Here is a 17,048-nt window from a genome sequence, read left to right on the forward strand (position 1 = left end):
ACGACACGAAGGAGATGCAGAATGTACAAATTAATAGCAATCGATATGGACGGAACACTTTTAAATGATCATCATGAAGTGACGGCGGAGGTCCGTGACGCGCTGCATGCCGCAAAAGCGGAAGGGGTAAAAATTGTCCTTTGCACCGGCCGGCCTATCGGGGGTGTTCGGAGATACTTAGATGAACTCAATTTAATTGAGGAAGGCGACTATGTGATTGCCTATAACGGGGCGCTTGTCCAAAATACGCATACAAAAGAAGTGGTGACGGAATTGTCTCTAGGATATGATGATTTGGCATCATTATATGACCTGAGCTTAGAGCTGGAGACACCGATGCACTTCTTCGACTCAGCCAACCTGTATACGCCTAACCGTGATATCAGCGAATTTACCGTATATGAGTCGTACGTGACACAGGTGCCGCTTCATTACCGCAAAATTGAGGAGATGCCTAAAGACATTCTCATTCCGAAAGTGATGTTTATTGATAAACCAGAGCACTTAAGCCACGTCATTACATCGATACCAAAAGACGTGAGAGAAAAGTATACGATGGTCAGAAGCGCGCCTTTCTTTTACGAAATTCTGCATCCGGAAGCAAGCAAAGGAAATGCTGTGCGTCAGCTGGCGAATCTGCTCGGAATCGAGCAGGCTGAAGTCATGAGCATAGGCGACAACGGCAACGATCTGACAATGATCGAATGGGCCGGCTGCGGTGTTGCCATGGCAAACGCCATTCCGGAAGTGCTTGAGGCCGCAAACTTTCAAACGCGCTCTAATAATGAACATGGCGTTGCACATGCGATTCACGAGCTTGTTTTGGCTAAATAAAAAGTCCAGCCTTCTAAAGGCTGGATTTTTTCGTTTTATTAGATGTAATGTCAATTCTTTGACGAATCGATCTGACTTTCGTTATGCTGATAAAACCAATTCATTCACAATATGTATGATATTAATCTGAATTGAAAAGGGGACTGATCAAATGTGCACAAGTCTTACATTGGAAACTGCTGACCGGAAACATGTATTAGCAAGAACAATGGATTTTGCATTTCAGCTGGGGACAGAGGTGATTCTCTATCCGCGCCGTTACAGTTGGAGTAGTGAAGCTGACGGAAAGGCCCATCAGACACAGTACGCTTTTATCGGTATGGGGAGAAAACTTGGGAATATTTTATTTGCAGACGGCGTTAATGAAAACGGTTTATCGTGTGCTGCACTTTATTTTCCGGGCTATGCGGAGTACGAAAAAACGATACTGGAAGACACCGTTAACATTGCCCCGCATGAGTTTGTGACATGGGCGCTGTCAGTCTGTAAGTCTTTGGAAGACGTGAAAGAAAAGATTCGATCTTTAACGATTGTAGAGAAAAAATTAGATCTATTGGATACAGTTTTACCGCTTCACTGGATATTGTCAGACCGGACGGGACGCAGCCTGACGATAGAACCGAGAGCAGACGGCCTCAAAGTCTATGACAATCAACCTGGTGTCATGACGAACAGCCCCGACTTTTTATGGCATGTGACCAATTTGCGGCAATATATTGGAATCAGACCGAAGCAATTAGAGAGCAAGGAGATGGGCGGATTACCGCTGTCCGCTTTTGGCCAAGGCTCTGGGACTGTGGGCCTTCCGGGGGATTATACACCGCCTTCCCGGTTTGTCAGAGCTGTGTATTTGAAAGAACATCTAGAGCCGGCGGCCGATGAAACGAAAGGGGTAACAGCCGCTTTTCAAATTTTGGCCAATATGACGATACCCAAGGGCGCAGTGATAACGGAAGAAGATGAAATCGATTATACGCAATATACTTCCGTGATGTGCAACGACACTGGAAACTATTATTTCCACCACTATGACAATCGGCAAATCCAAAAAGTAAATTTATTTCATGAAGACCTTGACTGCTTAGAGCCTAAAGTGTTTTCCGCTAGAGCAGAAGAGAGTATTCATGAGCTTAATTAATTGACTCAATCAGCTGATTCCGGTTTGAACCCGGAGTCAGCTGTTTTTTTATTAGATAGTTACGATAGGCGGTTTGCAAAAGAGAAGAAAAGGCAAAGGAAATGTTAAAAACTGCATTTCTATAAAAATGTTTGGATAGAAACTGAGTCGCTGCTTCATCAGACTCAGTTTCTTTGCCGTTATGGAGGTTGCACTAGTTGAATGAACCAATGTTATTCCATCATGTTCACGCAAGGAACTCTTCGGCTTGTATAGAAAAAATTGATCTCAACTCATTGACAAACTCGCCATACAAATGTACATTTTGATTTATTCACATTAAACAACTAGGAATATAGGAGTTTATTTTTCGGACTTTTCAGCCTAAAACATGATAAAAGGAGTAGTAACGTCATGACAAGCAAAAAGAAGCAAATCAAATTAGGAGTTTTTCTTGCGGGAACCGGCCATCATGTTGCGTCTTGGCGGCATCCGGACGCGCCTGCGGATGCGAGCATGAACTTGGATTATTTTAAAGAGCTGGCGAGAACAGCAGAGCGGGGCAAGCTGGATATGCTGTTTTTAGCAGACAGCCTGTCAATTGACAGCAAATCGCATCCAAATGTGTTAACAAGGTTTGAGCCATTTACTTTGCTCTCCGCTTTGGCGCAGGTGACATCAAGCATTGGCCTGACTGCTACAGCCTCCACTACTTATAGCGAGCCGTTTCACATTGCCAGACAATTCGCGTCACTGGATCACCTGTCCAACGGCCGTGCCGGATGGAATGTCGTGACCTCATCCATTGAGTCAACGGCACTGAATTTCAGCGGGGAAAAGCATCTCGAACACCACTTGCGCTATCAGCGGGCAGAGGAATTTGTCGAGGTCGTAAAGGGACTCTGGGATTCATGGGAAGAGGACGCCTTTATCCGCAATAAAGAAACAGGTGAATTCTTTCATAAAGAAAAAATGCACGAGCTCAACCACAAAGGAGAGTATTTCTCAGTCCGCGGGCCTCTGAACGTTTCAAGGTCGCCGCAGGGCCAGCCTGTCATGATTCAGGCGGGTTCATCAGGGGACGGGAAAGCGCTGGCTGCCAAAACAGCTGAAGTGATTTTCACGGCACAAAACCATTTGGAATCGGCACAGGAATTTTATGAATCAATTAAAAAGCAGGCAGCCGAGTTTGGCCGCGATCCTGAAAAAATCGCGATCATGCCGGGCATTTTTCCGGTCATCGCGGATACTGAGGAAGAGGCGCGGGCTAAATATCAAGAGCTTCAGGATTTAATCATTCCATCTGTCGGTCTGCAAATCCTTCAGAATTATTTAGGCGGAATTGATTTGTCTGCTTATCCGCTTGACGGGCCGCTGCCAAAGCTTGACGCGGATGCATCCAACGCGGTGAAGAGCCGATTTAAGCTTGTTCAAGAGATGGCTGAACGGGACAATATGACGATACGTGAGCTTTACAAATACGTTGCAGGCTCCAGAGGCCATCACATTTTTGTCGGAACGCCGGAACAGCTTGCCGACAAGATGCAGGAATGGGTGGACCATAAAGCTTGTGACGGATTTAATATCATGCCCCCGCTTCTTCCGGAAGGAATTGAACTGTTCGTTGACAAAGTGGTTCCGATTCTACAGGAGCGTGGTGTGTTCAGAAAAGAATATGAAGGCACAACATTGAGAGAGCATTTCGGTTTAGAAAAACCGGTAAACCGTTATGCGAGGTAAGGAGGAACGCTCGATGAAGACGCAATATCGCCTGGCAACTGAACGTGATGCCGAACAGCTTCTCGAGCTGACAAGGCGCGCCTATGAACCGATTCGAAAGCTCGGCATTCGTTTTGCCGCGGCCCAAGCCGATCTGGATCTGGTCTTAAACAATATCCGAAAAAACGCCTGTTACGTCATGGAAGAAGACGGGCGGATCATTGCGACCATCTCCTTACGAATGCCTTGGGGACAGCAGCCTGGACCGTATGGCGTTCCTCATATCTGGTGGTTCGCTGTTGATCCTGAAACCGGACAAAAGGGAGTCGGGACAAAACTGCTTCAATGGCTGGAGCAGACCATCCTGCGTGATACGTTAAAGGTTCCGTTTGTATCGCTTGGAACAGCGGATAAGCACCCGTGGCTGATTGAGATGTACGAAAGAAAAGGATATGTCCGAGCAGGCCAGCAGGATCTGGGCAAAGGACATATGACAGTCTATATGAAAAAACAACTGCGACATGACCTATAAAAGATAAAAGGCGGGAAAATCAAATGAAAATGAGAAAATGGACTGTGCTGGTAGTTGCTGCGTTATTAGCCGTGCTATCAGCTTGCGGCAATGGGAACAGCAGCAGTAAAGAGGATGACAACGTACTTCATGTGGGTGCGACCGGTCAGAGCTACCCGTTCGCTTATAAAGAAGACGGAAAGCTGACAGGTTTTGATGTAGAAGTAATGGAAGCTGTTGCAAAGAAAATCGGCATGAAACTGGACTGGAAGCTGCTCGAATTCAGCGGTCTGATGGGAGAGCTTCAAACAGGCAAGCTTGACACCATTTCCAATCAGGTAGCGGTGACAGATGAACGAAAGGACATGTACAACTTCACAGAACCGTACTCTTATGCAGGAACACAGATTGTCGTCAAAAAAGACAACAATGACATCAAATCAGCAGACGATTTAAAAGGAAAGACAGTAGCTGCTGTATTAGGTTCAAATCACGCGAAAAATCTTGAAAGCAAAGATCCTGACAAAAAAATAAATATCAAAACATACGAGACACAGGAAGGCACGCTGAAGGATGTCGCATACGGACGTGTGGACGCTTACGTAAACAGCCGAAGTGTGCTGATCGCGCAAATTAAGAAAACAGGCTTGCCATTGAAGCTTGCCGGAGATCCGATTGTGTACGAACAAGTCGCATTCCCATTTGCCAAGGATGACGCGCACGACAAGACCCGTAAAAAAGTTAATAAAGCACTCGATGACCTGCGCAAAGACGGAACGCTTAAAAAGCTTTCAGAAAAATATTTTAACGAAGATATTACAGTAGAACAGAAGCATTAAGAAACGGCGGTGAACCACCAGAATGAATACGATTGATTGGGAATTCATGATCTCAGCATTCCCGACTTTAATTCAGGCCCTTCCGATTACATTGTTTATGGCTGTAGCAGCCATGGTTTTTGCGATTATCGGCGGACTTATTCTCGCACTCATTACAAAGAATAAAATTCCAGTGCTTCATCAGCTGTCAAAGCTGTATATCTCATTCTTCCGGGGCGTGCCGACACTTGTGCAGCTGTTCTTAATTTATTACGGGCTGCCGCAGCTGTTTCCGGAGATGAGCAAGATGACAGCTCTCACAGCTGCCATTATCGGTTTAAGTTTAAAAAACGCGGCCTATTTGGCAGAAATCTTCCGTGCTGCCCTTAACTCTGTTGATGAAGGTCAGCTGGAGGCGTGCCTGTCTGTCGGTATGACGAAGCTGCAGGCCTACAGACGAATTATCCTTCCGCAGGCAGTCAGAAATGCGATACCGGCAACGGGTAATACATTTATCGGCCTCCTAAAAGAAACCTCATTGGCATTTACTTTGGGTGTCATGGAGATGTTTGCGCAAGGTAAGATGTATGCATCGGGAAATCTGAAGTATTTTGAAACCTATTTGGCGGTTGCGATTGTCTATTGGGTTCTTACAATCATTTACAGCATCCTGCAGGACTTGTTTGAACGCACTATGAGCAAGCCATACCGGACTTAGAGGTGAAATCAGTTGATAAAAGTAAAAAATATTCGCAAAGCGTTTAAAGATCTGGTTGTGCTGGACGGAATCGACCTTGAAGTCAAACGTGGAGAAGTGGTGGCAATCATCGGTCCGTCCGGTTCCGGAAAGTCAACGCTTCTTCGGTGCTTGAATCTATTGGAGCGCCCCAATCAAGGCATCATTGAAATTGGAGAAGCCAAGCTGAACGCGGAAAAGTTTACACGCAAGGAAGCATACCAGCTCCGTCAGCAAACGGCCATGGTCTTCCAAAATTACAATCTGTTCAAAAATAAAACCGCCCTGCAAAACATTACGGAGGCTTTACTCACGGCTCAAAAAAAATCACGCGATGAAGCGAACCGCATTGGGATGGAGATTCTGAAGCAGGTCGGTTTAGAGCATAAAGCGGACAGCTACCCGATCACAATGTCCGGCGGCCAGCAGCAGCGAATCGGCATCGCGCGGGCACTAGCGGTCAACCCGCATGCGATTTTGCTGGATGAACCGACTTCGGCGCTTGACCCGGAGCTTGTGGCGGGTGTGCTTCAAGTCATCAAATCGATTGCTGAAAAACAAACAACAATGATCATCGTCACGCACGAAATGGCATTTGCAAGAGAGGTTGCAGATAAAGTGATTTTTATGGCGGACGGCCATATTATCGAGCAGGGAACGCCTGAAGAACTGTTTGACCATCCGAAAAATGAACGGACAAAACGATTTATCAAGCAGGTGGGAGAGCCTGCAGAGCTTATATAGAAGGGAAGAAGAAGAATGGCCGAAGAAACGTTTCATACACGTTTAATCAATATGCGGCGTGACCTTCATGCACACCCTGAACTGTCATTTCAAGAGTTTGAAACGACAAAAAAAATCCGCCGCTGGCTTGAAGAAGAACATATAGATATTGTTGACGTTCCTCAATTAGAGACTGGCGTGATTGCCGAAATCAAAGGGCGGGAAGACGGCCCCGTTATTGCGATACGAGCGGATATTGATGCGCTCCCGATTCAAGAACAAACGAATCTGCCGTTTGCCTCTAAAATAGACGGCACGATGCATGCGTGCGGGCATGACTTTCATACCGCTTCCATCATCGGCACGGCGATTTTGCTGAATAAAAGAAGAGACAAGCTGAAAGGCACGGTCCGCTTTATCTTTCAGCCTGCGGAAGAAATCGCCGCAGGAGCAAGAAAGGTCATAGAAGCTGGCGTACTTGATGACGTTTCCGCCATTTTTGGCATGCACAATAAGCCTGATTTGCCTGTCGGCACCATTGGGATAAAGGAAGGTCCGCTCATGGCAAGCGTTGACCGGTTTGAGATTGTTGTGAAAGGGAAAGGCGGACATGCCGGCATCCCAAATAACAGTATTGATCCAATCGCTGCAGCAGGACAAATTATCAGCGGCCTGCAATCTGTGATCAGCCGCAATATCAGCTCATTGCAAAACGCGGTTGTCAGCATCACAAGATTACAGGCAGGCAGTTCATGGAACGTGATTCCGGACCAGGCTGAAATGGAGGGTACCGTTCGCACCTTCCAAAAAGAAGCGAGAAAGGCCGTTCCCGAGCATATGAAGCGAGTGGCTGAAGGAATCGCCGCGGGCTACGGGGCACAGGCCGAATTCCGGTGGTTTCCTTATTTGCCGTCCGTTCAGAATGACGGCACATTTTTAAACGCGGCATCCAAAGCTGCGGCACGGCTTGGCTATCATACGGTTCATGCGGAGCAATCCCCGGGCGGAGAAGACTTCGCTCTTTATCAAGAAAAAATCCCTGGTCTCTTTGTCTGGATGGGAACAAACGGCACAGAAGAGTGGCATCATCCGGCGTTTACATTGGATGAAGACGCACTGCAAGTTGCAGCCAGCTACTTTGCTGAGCTGGCTGTACTTGTACTGGAGTCAATCAAATGATCCGAACAGAACTGACAGCAGGTCTTGCTGAGGCTGTAAGATTATCACAACCTGAGAACGCCATTGACGCGATGCATGAAGCCAAAAAGGGATTGCTTGATTTTACAGCCGTATCATTCGCAGGAAGAGAAGAAAAAGGCATTCAAAAGCTTTTGCATCTGATCGAAGAGGAAGGCGGCACGCCCCTTGTCCCTGTTATCGGGCAAGGGAAAAAGGCAGCGCCATTACAATCTGCGCTGCTCAATGGATTTATCGCCCATGCTCTTGATTTCGATGATGTCCATTCCGATGTAAGGGGACATCCAAGTGCAGTGATTTTGCCGGCACTCATTGCTTCAGCTGCCGCTCGCGAAAGTGACGAGCGGCTTCTTGGCGCTTATATTGTCGGTGTAGAAGTGATGGCAAGGCTTGGAGAGTCGATTGGCAGCCTGCACTATGAAAAAGGCTGGCACAATACGGGAACGCTCGGAGCCATAGCTGCCGCCTGTGCTGTCGGGTACGCGGAGGAACTCACTCAAGAAGAACTGGAAAAAGCAATCGGTTTTGCCGCAACGCAGTCTGCCGGAATGAGGGTGCAATTCGGTACAGAAATGAAACCGCTGCACGCAGGGCTGGCAGCTCAATCAGGCTTGCTTGCTGTTAAGCTGGCCCAATCTGATGTTGGAGGCACTCGTACGGCATTGGATGGAGAAAAAGGTTTCTTCGGCCTATACGGTGATGTAGACAAGGCGCAAACCACGCTGTTAAGCCATTGGGGCGAACCATGGAGAATCGTGAAGCCAGGGCTATGGTTTAAAATCTATCCATTCTGCTCCGCGGCACACCACGCGGCAGATGCCATTCGCCAGCTTATCTCTCAGGAAGCTATTTCTGCTGACAATACAGAACGGATTGAAGTCGTCTTTCCGCCTGGCGGAGATGCTGCGTTAACGGCAAGATCACCAAAAACAGGAGAGGAAGGCCGCTTTAGCGTTGAATATGTCATTGCCCTTGCCCTGCACGGACAGAAGCTGATTGCTGAACATTTCAACAGCGACCCGATACCAAATCACATGCACGCCGCAATGCGTCATATTCAGCGTGTGTATGACAATCGCATTCAGCCAGCCTCTCAAGCGGTTCCAAAAGGCCGTTTCACCATTGTTCGGGCATTTTTATCAGATGGCCGCATATGTGAAGCGCGTGTGGACTGCCCAAAGGGAGCTCCCGGAAACGGTCTGTCTAAAGAAGACGTAAAAGAAAAATTGAAATCAGCGCTGTCAAGTGATGTGCAAAAAGCAGCGCAAATCATAGGAGCCATTGAGCGCGCTGACATGAAAGAATTTTTATCGCATTTAGATTAGAATCCGCCTCCCATCCCCTCCTCCAGATGATATGATAAAGCCAAATCTTACGTTTGAAAAAGGAGAAAGGCCATGACGGTAAATGATGCGGTTGTATGTATTCTGGCCATCTTTTTATTATTGGGAGCAGCCGATTATTGCTTGGGAAACAGGTGGGGGCTTGGCGAGCGGTTTGCGGAAGGCTTTAAGGCCATGGGGCCGCTTGCGCTGTCAATGGTCGGGATTGTGTCGCTGGCGCCAGTGCTTGCGGGAATACTGATTCCCGTCGTGTCCCCGGTCTATGCCGCCATTGGCGCAGATCCATCCTCCTTTGCCAACACCATTCTGGCCATTGATATGGGAGGCTATGCGCTGGCAGCAGAAATGGCGAAAGATCCGGACGCGGGCGTGTTTTCATGGGTATTTCTGGGGACGATGATGGGGCCGACAATCGTGTTCACCATTCCTGTCGCTCTTGGCATGATTGAAAAACAGGATCACCCCTATTTTGCAAAAGGTATTTTAATTGGACTGTGCACTGTACCGATCGGATGCTTCGTAGGTGGAGTAGCTGCGGGTTTTGAGATGGGATTGATCCTGAAAAACATTCTGATTCCCATTCTTTTTTCTGCGGTTATCGCTTTTGGATTATGGCGCTACACCGACAAGACAATCCGCGTATTTCACGTTTTTGGGAAGGTTGTCAGTATAGTTGCGATCATTGGGCTTGTAGCTGTCTCGATTGAAACGATGACAGGCATTTTACTGATACCAGGCCTCGAAAAGATGGAAACAGGCATACAAACCGTAGGCACCATCGCGGTTGTATTAGCGGGCGCTTTTCCGCTGACAGCTTTTATCACAAAAGCTTTTGGCAAACAGCTCTATACTTTGGGCAGGGTATTACACCTAGATCAGGCAGCAACAGCAGGAATGGTTGCTTCTTTGGCACACCATATCCCAATGCTCGCCACCTTAAAAGACATGACGCCGAGAGGAAAGGTTATCAATGTCGCGTTTGCGGTCAGCGCCGCCTTTGTGCTCGGCAGCCACCTCGGCTTTGTGGCGGGAATGAAAAAAGAAATGGCAGCAGCCATGATCATCGGGAAATTAGCTGGCGGTATTACAGCTGTCGCGGCAGCTGCGTGGGCCACGCCCGCCTATTCGGCCGGGCAGCAAAGACATGACTCTCTTAAACAAAACTGAGGAAGGCTGTTTCAACTCTCCTTATTAGGGAAATGATACAGTAACGATTCGGAAAGAGGGTTGGGCACATGGATGCGAAGGACCAGTGCATCTCAAAAATAAAACAGGAATCCAAGCCTTGGATAAAGCGGTTCGGAAGGCTTGGTTATTTTACATTCGGCGGTGTTTTTATCTTGCTCGGCATTCTGGCATTGATGACGGCTGCCGGTTCTGGCAGCGGGGCAAAGGATTCAAGCGGAGCACTTCAAACCTTATCACGCATGCCGTTTGGGTCGATTTTGCTTTTCTTCATCGGAGTCGGACTCATCGGGTATGTCATATGGATGGTGCTGAGTGCGGTTAAGGATACAGAGGGCCACGGCACAGGAAGAAGGGGCCTGTCACGAAGAACGGGAAATTTGTTCAGTGCCGCCGTATACGCATCAATTGCGTGGAATGCCCTTCGGTTTGTCTTTGATCGTGGGAGCGGCAGCACTTCAGAACAGACGTGGTCTGCTTATATATTGGCGCAGCCGTTTGGGCAGTGGCTGACGGGACTCACAGGTGCGGGCTTTATCCTATTTGCAGTGGTTCAATTCATAAAAGGTATCCGTGCTTCTTTTATGAAAGAATTCGATACGTCAAAAATGAGCAAAGAAATGATATGTATTGCAAAAAACACAGGACGCGCAGGCAACATCGCCCGTGCTATTATTTTCTCAGCCATCGGCTTCTTTCTCATAAAAACCGCTCTCACTTCTGATCCGGACGACACAAGAGGCTTTGACGGGGCGCTCGCTGAACTCGCGCAGCAGCCGCATGGCAGACTGATTCTGATCTTCTTGGCGTGCGGGCTTGTGTTATATGGAATATACGCCATCATGAAAGGCATTTATCAATATATGAAGTGGGAAAAATAAGCTCTGGGCAGATCTGTGCCAGAGCGTTTTTCAGTTTCTCATAAAACAGGTGGATGAAAGCCGTTGCCAGCCTGTATAATAAAAGCAAATCGAAAGCAGGTTCACCACGAACTGATCCAAGGGAGGTGCGGAATGGATCGGGAAAAACAACAATTAAGCATAGAAGCGGCAAGGCTTTATTATCAGTCTGACTACAGTCAGCAGCAAATCGCAGAGCAGCTCAGCATTTCAAGGCCGACCGTTTCCCGATTGCTGCAATACGCAAAAGAAAAAGGATTTGTCCAAATTCGCGTGATGGACCCTTTTGAAGATTTAGATGCGCTGGGTTCGATGCTGGAAGAGAAATATGGGCTTCTCGAAGCACACGTTGTGTTTTCTCCGACACCGGACTATGCAGCAATTACACATGACTTGAGCCGTTACGGTGCAGAATATATGCATGAAACGGTAAAAGACGGCGACATCGTCGGCGTCAGCTGGGGAACCACCATGTATCAGATCGCGCAAAACATGCAGCCAAAGCAAATAAAGGGTGTAGAGGTCGTCCAGCTGAAAGGCGGCATCAGCCATTCCCGGGTAAACACCTATTCGGCTGAAACGATTCAGCTGTTTGCAGAGGCTTTTCAAACGATGCCGCGCTATCTCCCGCTTCCCGTTGTTTTTGATAACGCCGATGTAAAGCGAATGGTAGAGAAGGATCGCCATATCGCACGCATTATCGAGATGGGCAAGCAGGCCAATATCGCACTCTTTACTGTTGGTACCGTCCGGGACGAGGCGCTGTTATTCCGGCTCGGCTATTTTAACGAAGAAGAGAAAGCATTGCTAAAACATCAGGCTGTTGGAGATATCTGTTCGCGGTTTTTTGACAGGGAAGGGAATATTTGCAGCACCGCCATCAATGACCGGACCATAGGCGTCGAGCTTGAAGATCTGAGGCTGAAGGAACGCTCTATATTAGTGGCCGGCGGAAGCCGAAAAGTGCCTTCTATCCACGGTGCGTTAACAGGAAAGTATGCCAACGTGTTAATCATTGATCAGCATACCGCAAGGGCACTTGTTAATGATTTGTGACACCTTTAGACCTTTCATTGAACAAAATTTCAATTACCAATTTACATATGTTCAAAAGTCGGTTATGCTAAAAAATATCTTAACAAAAAAGGAAGTGTGCGAAGGATGACATTAGCCAATAAAATTGATCATACAGCTTTGAAACCGCATACACAAAAAGCGGATATTCTGAAATTAATAGAAGAAGCGAAAACATACAAATTCGCTTCTGTATGTGTAAACCCGACATGGGTGCAGCTGGCTGCAAAAGAGCTTGAGGGAACAGGAGTTGACGTATGTACAGTCATCGGCTTCCCGCTCGGCGCCAACACAACAGAAACAAAAGCGTTCGAAACGAAGGATGCGATTTCAAAAGGCGCCACTGAAGTGGACATGGTTATTAACATCGCCGCTTTGAAAGATAAAGAAGATGAAGCGGTGGAAGCGGATATTCGTGGTGTGGTGGAAGCTGCAGCCGGAAAAGCGCTTGTCAAAGTTATTATTGAAACATGCCTGCTGACAGATGAAGAAAAAGAGCGTGCATGCCGTTTAGCAGTTTCTGCGGGAGCGGATTTCGTGAAAACCTCAACAGGTTTTTCAACAGGCGGCGCAACGAAGGAAGATATCGCTTTAATGCGCAAAACAGTAGGTCCTGATATTGGCGTAAAAGCATCTGGGGGTATCAGAACGAAAGAAGATGTAGACACGATGATCGAAGCAGGTGCAAGCCGCATTGGCGCAAGTGCAGGCGTTTCCATTGTAAAAGGAGAGAACGGAGCCGGCGGAGACAATTATTAAGAAGCAGACGGAAGGCAAATTGCTTTCCGTGCCCTGCTTTTCTTTCCGGGGAAATAATAATGTAAGCGAATACAAATAAAGGAGAAACACATATGAAGTATTTGATCGGGATTATCGGTTTAATCGTGTTTTTAGGCCTTGCGTGGATCGCGAGCAGCGGCAAAAAAAGAATTAAGGTCCGCCCAATTATTGTCATGCTCATTTTGCAGTTTATTCTCGGTTACATTCTCCTTAATACGGGGATCGGGAATTTTCTCGTAGGCGGATTTGCACAAGGATTCAGCTACCTGCTTGGCTATGCGGCAGAAGGAATTAACTTTGTATTTGGCGGTTTGGTGAATGCGGATCAATCGACATTCTTTATGAACGTTCTCTTGCCGATTGTATTTATTTCTGCACTCATCGGAATTCTGCAAAAATGGAAGATCCTCCCGTTTATTATTAAATACATCGGCCTTGCCCTCAGCAAGGTAAACGGAATGGGAAGACTTGAGTCGTATAATGCTGTCGCATCTGCAATTTTAGGGCAATCAGAAGTCTTTATCTCCTTGAAAAAAGAACTCGGTTTACTGTCACAGCAGCGTTTGTACACACTTTGCGCTTCTGCGATGTCAACCGTATCCATGTCAATCGTCGGCGCTTACATGACGATGCTGAAGCCTGAATACGTCGTAACGGCTCTTGTATTGAACTTATTTGGCGGTTTTATCATTGCCTCTATCATTAATCCTTACGAGGTCGCAAAAGATGAGGATATGCTCCGTGTAGAAAATGAAGAAAAACAATCCTTCTTCGAAGTGCTCGGAGAATACATCTTAGATGGTTTCAAAGTAGCGGTTGTTGTCGCAGCAATGCTGATTGGATTTGTCGCGATTATTGCTTTGATCAATGGTATCTTTAACGCTGTACTCGGTATTTCCTTCCAAGACCTGCTTGGATATGTGTTTGCTCCATTCGCTTTTCTTGTTGGTATTCCATGGAATGAAGCTGTTAACGCCGGAAGTATTATGGCAACAAAAATGGTATCGAACGAGTTTGTCGCTATGACGTCTCTTTCGCAAAACGGTTTTCACTTCAGCGGCCGCACAACAGCGATTGTATCAGTATTCCTCGTATCGTTCGCGAACTTCTCTTCCATCGGTATCATTGCCGGTGCTGTAAAGGGTCTGAATGAAAAGCAAGGAAACGTTGTTGCTCGTTTCGGTCTGAAATTATTATACGGTGCTACGCTTGTCAGCTTTTTAACAGCGGCAGTTGTAGGTCTGATTTACTGAACATAATCGAAAAGGATCGGTGACTAAAATGAGAATGGTAGATATTATCATCAAAAAACAAAACGGAAAAGAACTCACCACAGAAGAAATCCAGTTTTTCGTGAACGGCTATACGGACGGAAGCATTCCTGATTATCAGGCAAGCGCGCTTGCCATGGCGATTTATTTTCAGGATATGAGTGATCGTGAACGGGCGGATTTAACAATGGCTATGGTGAACTCCGGTGAAACGATTGATCTTTCTGCCATCGAGGGAATTAAAGTGGATAAACATTCAACCGGCGGCGTCGGCGACACGACAACACTCGTCCTCGCACCGCTTGTCGCGGCTCTTGATGTGCCGGTTGCCAAAATGTCCGGCCGCGGCCTCGGTCATACGGGCGGAACAATTGATAAATTAGAGGCGATCGACGGGTTTCACGTGGAACTGTCTAAGGACGAATTTATTAAGCTTGTGAACCGCGACAAGGTTGCCGTCATTGGCCAAAGCGGCAACTTAACGCCGGCGGATAAAAAACTGTACGCCCTGCGTGATGTAACGGGTACGGTGAATTCCATCCCGCTTATCGCTAGCTCCATTATGAGCAAAAAAATCGCTGCCGGAGCGGACGCGATCGTGCTTGACGTAAAAACGGGAGCGGGCGCCTTCATGAAAACAGAGGAAGATGCGGCTGAACTCGCGAAAGCAATGGTACGAATCGGCAACAAAGTCGGTCGCCAAACGATGGCTGTCATCTCCGACATGTCCCAGCCGCTCGGCTTTGCGATCGGAAATGCGCTTGAAGTGAAAGAAGCGATAGACACGCTCAAAGGCGAAGGCCCTGAAGACCTGCACGAGCTAGTCTTAACACTCGGCAGCCAAATGGTCGTGCTTGCGAAAAAAGCAGGTACATTAGACGAAGCAAGAGCGAAGCTTGAAGAGGTCATGAAAAACGGAAAAGCGCTAGAGAAATTCAAAGATTTCTTAAAAAACCAAGGCGGTGACAGCTCGATTGTTGACGATCCGTCTAAGCTTCCGCAAGCGGCTTATCACATTGATGTGCCAGCAAAAGAAGCGGGTGTGGTCTCCGAAATCGTAGCGGACGAAATCGGCGTTGCTGCCATGCTGTTAGGAGCCGGACGCGCCACAAAAGAAGACGAAATTGATTTAGCCGTCGGCATCATGCTCCGCAAAAAGGTCGGCGACAAGGTTGAAAAAGGCGAACCACTTGTGACGCTTTACGCCAACCGCGAAAACGTCGATGAAGTCATCGCGAAAGTTTATGACAACATCCGCATCGCAGCGGAAGCGAAGGCGCCGAAGCTGATTCATACATTAATTACGGAATAAAAATAAAGCACATCCCATCCTGAGTGGGGTGTGCTGTTTTGATTACAGGATATGATCAACCTGATAATCCTCTTGTTCGATTTTTTTTGCTTTCGTAAGATTTTTTCTGAAATAGTAGATGAGATAGCATAGGATGATACAAGGAATTCCGCAGAAGAGAGCGATTCTTTGATTGGGATCAAAAGCCAGACCGATACAAGAAGCTGAACATAATAAAAGAGCGGCTATAGGCATAAGAGGATAAAGCGGTGTGCGAAATGTCAGATCTTTTACATTCCCCCCTTTTTTAAGAAATCTCTTTCGGAACAAGAGTTGAGACAGCGCAATGCTCATCCAGACCACAACCCCCGCAAATCCAGCAATCGCTACCATCACCACATATACAGTTCCAGGTGCCACAATACTGGATACGAGAGATAAACAAGATACAGCCATACTGATGATTAAGGCATTGAGTGGAATGCCTTTAGATGTGACTTTTTTAAAACGAGAGCTGATCATGTTTTCATTTGCTAACGACCACAGCATACGGGTTGAGGCATACAGGCCTGAATTGGCCACGGACAGCAAGGCTGTTAATATAACAAAATTCATAATATCTCCGGCGTAAGGGATTCCGATTTCTGCAAACACTGCTACAAAGGGGCTTTCAATTACTCCTGCTTCTTTCCATGAAATCAGTCCGGATAATACGAAGATGGCACCAATGAAAAAAATGACTGTCCTCCATGCGACATTACGGATGGAGCGCGGAATATCCTTTTGAGGATTTGCGGATTCTCCTGCTGTGACGCCGATTAATTCTGTTCCGGAAAAGGCAAAACTCACAGATATCATGGCGATAAATACAGCGAGAAAGCCGTTCGGAAACAATCCTCCATGACCGGTGAAATTTGAAAACATAGGGGCATCGGCCGTCCCGTTTAAAGAGATCAAGCCAAACATGGCGGCGCCTCCTAAAATGATAAATAAAATGATGGTGACAATCTTCACGCTCGAAAACCAAAATTCGGTTTCCGCAAATAATTTGACTGAAAATGCGTTGCATACGAAAAGGAGAGCTGCAAAAATCGCGCTCCACATCCATACGCTGCTCTCAGGAAACCAGCGCTGCATGAGAATACCGGATGCGGTAAACTCAGAACCTACCGTCACCACCCAATTCACCCAGTACATGATGCCGACCATAAAACCGGTAGATGGCCCGATGAATGTTGTAGCGTATTTTTGAAAGGAACCGGTCACCGGCATGGCGACTGACAACTCACCCAGACATTGCATGACGAGGTACATCATCAATCCGCCGATTAAATAAGCGAGTATCGTACCGCCGGGCCCGGCTTGGCTTAGCGTATAGCCCGTACTGAGGAAAAGTCCTGTTCCTATGACGCCTCCCAATGAGATCATAAATAAGTGCCTGCTTTTCATTGTCCGTTTCAGCTGATGGCCGCTTTTCTCCTGAAGACCCACCGTCTCGTCCTCCTTTTAGCTGCCGTTTATCAGGCAGATGAGTTTCTTGTTACCAACAT

At 47.1% G+C, this 17,048-nt stretch carries 16 protein-coding genes and 1 pseudogene; 16 read left to right on the forward strand and 1 reads right to left on the reverse strand.

Going from position 1 to position 17,048, the window contains the following annotated elements:
• The first annotated feature begins 21 nt into the window (after positions 1-21).
• The 16 genes and pseudogenes from yidA to NST16_RS19030 all read left to right on the forward strand — a co-directional run bounded on the left by yidA (position 22) and on the right by NST16_RS19030 (position 15,519).
• On the forward strand, positions 22-834 hold the full coding sequence (gene yidA, locus NST16_RS18955; protein ID WP_010332508.1) for a sugar-phosphatase: 813 nt from the start codon (positions 22-24) through the stop codon (positions 832-834).
• Between the two features lie 151 nt (positions 835-985).
• On the forward strand, positions 986-1,972 hold the full coding sequence (yxeI, locus tag NST16_RS18960; RefSeq protein ID WP_340888023.1) for a penicillin V amidase: 987 nt from the start codon (positions 986-988) through the stop codon (positions 1,970-1,972).
• Positions 1,959-2,177, forward strand: a pseudogene (locus NST16_RS18965) (hypothetical protein). The gene yxeI and the pseudogene NST16_RS18965 overlap by 14 nt, the downstream one beginning before the upstream one ends.
• Positions 2,178-2,365: 188 nt before the next feature.
• Positions 2,366-3,691 carry an LLM class flavin-dependent oxidoreductase gene (locus tag NST16_RS18970; protein WP_286059245.1) on the forward strand — a complete coding sequence of 442 codons (1,326 nt, stop codon included), beginning with the start codon at positions 2,366-2,368 and terminating at the stop codon, positions 3,689-3,691.
• 13 nt (positions 3,692-3,704) lie between these two features.
• Positions 3,705-4,202, forward strand: coding sequence for a GNAT family N-acetyltransferase (locus NST16_RS18975; protein WP_168749196.1), 498 nt, complete (start codon positions 3,705-3,707; stop codon positions 4,200-4,202).
• A gap of 23 nt (positions 4,203-4,225) precedes the next feature.
• A complete protein-coding gene (locus NST16_RS18980) occupies positions 4,226-5,020 on the forward strand; it encodes an amino acid ABC transporter substrate-binding protein (protein WP_268444901.1) in 795 nt (264 codons plus the stop codon).
• Positions 5,021-5,042: 22 nt separating this feature from the next.
• The gene (locus NST16_RS18985) at positions 5,043-5,717 is read left to right on the forward strand and encodes an amino acid ABC transporter permease (protein WP_268504245.1); all 675 of its coding nucleotides are present in this window, start codon (positions 5,043-5,045) and stop codon (positions 5,715-5,717) included.
• Between the two features lie 12 nt (positions 5,718-5,729).
• Positions 5,730-6,479 (forward strand): amino acid ABC transporter ATP-binding protein, encoded by a 750-nt coding sequence (locus NST16_RS18990; RefSeq protein ID WP_326334119.1) that lies wholly within the window; start codon positions 5,730-5,732, stop codon positions 6,477-6,479.
• 15 nt (positions 6,480-6,494) lie between these two features.
• Positions 6,495-7,637 (forward strand): M20 peptidase aminoacylase family protein, encoded by a 1,143-nt coding sequence (locus NST16_RS18995; RefSeq protein ID WP_340888034.1) that lies wholly within the window; start codon positions 6,495-6,497, stop codon positions 7,635-7,637.
• The gene (locus NST16_RS19000) at positions 7,634-8,980 is read left to right on the forward strand and encodes an MmgE/PrpD family protein (protein ID WP_340888035.1); all 1,347 of its coding nucleotides are present in this window, start codon (positions 7,634-7,636) and stop codon (positions 8,978-8,980) included. The genes NST16_RS18995 and NST16_RS19000 overlap by 4 nt, the downstream gene beginning before the upstream one ends.
• A gap of 72 nt (positions 8,981-9,052) precedes the next feature.
• Positions 9,053-10,165: an ethanolamine utilization protein EutH gene (eutH, locus tag NST16_RS19005; RefSeq protein ID WP_340888036.1), complete on the forward strand. Its 1,113-nt coding sequence runs from the start codon at positions 9,053-9,055 to the stop codon at positions 10,163-10,165.
• A gap of 68 nt (positions 10,166-10,233) precedes the next feature.
• Entirely contained in the window at positions 10,234-11,064 is an 831-nt protein-coding gene (locus NST16_RS19010; protein WP_010332498.1) for a DUF1206 domain-containing protein, read from the forward strand.
• 132 nt (positions 11,065-11,196) lie between these two features.
• Positions 11,197-12,138 (forward strand): DNA-binding transcriptional repressor DeoR, encoded by a 942-nt coding sequence (gene deoR / locus NST16_RS19015; RefSeq protein WP_326191380.1) that lies wholly within the window; start codon positions 11,197-11,199, stop codon positions 12,136-12,138.
• 105 nt (positions 12,139-12,243) lie between these two features.
• Positions 12,244-12,915 (forward strand): deoxyribose-phosphate aldolase, encoded by a 672-nt coding sequence (deoC, locus tag NST16_RS19020; RefSeq protein WP_105954544.1) that lies wholly within the window; start codon positions 12,244-12,246, stop codon positions 12,913-12,915.
• Positions 12,916-13,007: 92 nt separating this feature from the next.
• Positions 13,008-14,189, forward strand: coding sequence for a nucleoside permease NupC (gene nupC / locus NST16_RS19025; protein WP_010332495.1), 1,182 nt, complete (start codon positions 13,008-13,010; stop codon positions 14,187-14,189).
• Between the two features lie 28 nt (positions 14,190-14,217).
• Positions 14,218-15,519 (forward strand): pyrimidine-nucleoside phosphorylase, encoded by a 1,302-nt coding sequence (locus NST16_RS19030; RefSeq protein ID WP_010332494.1) that lies wholly within the window; start codon positions 14,218-14,220, stop codon positions 15,517-15,519.
• A 42-nt stretch (positions 15,520-15,561) separates the two neighbouring features.
• Here NST16_RS19030 and NST16_RS19035 read toward each other — a convergent pair whose 3' ends face one another.
• Positions 15,562-16,989 (reverse strand): amino acid permease, encoded by a 1,428-nt coding sequence (locus NST16_RS19035; protein ID WP_340888044.1) that lies wholly within the window; start codon positions 16,987-16,989, stop codon positions 15,562-15,564.
• Positions 16,990-17,048: the final 59 nt, after the last annotated feature.

It is taken from the genome of Bacillus sp. FSL K6-1005, from assembly GCF_038000225.1.
GTDB classification, from domain to species: Bacteria; Bacillota; Bacilli; order Bacillales; family Bacillaceae; genus Bacillus; species Bacillus mojavensis.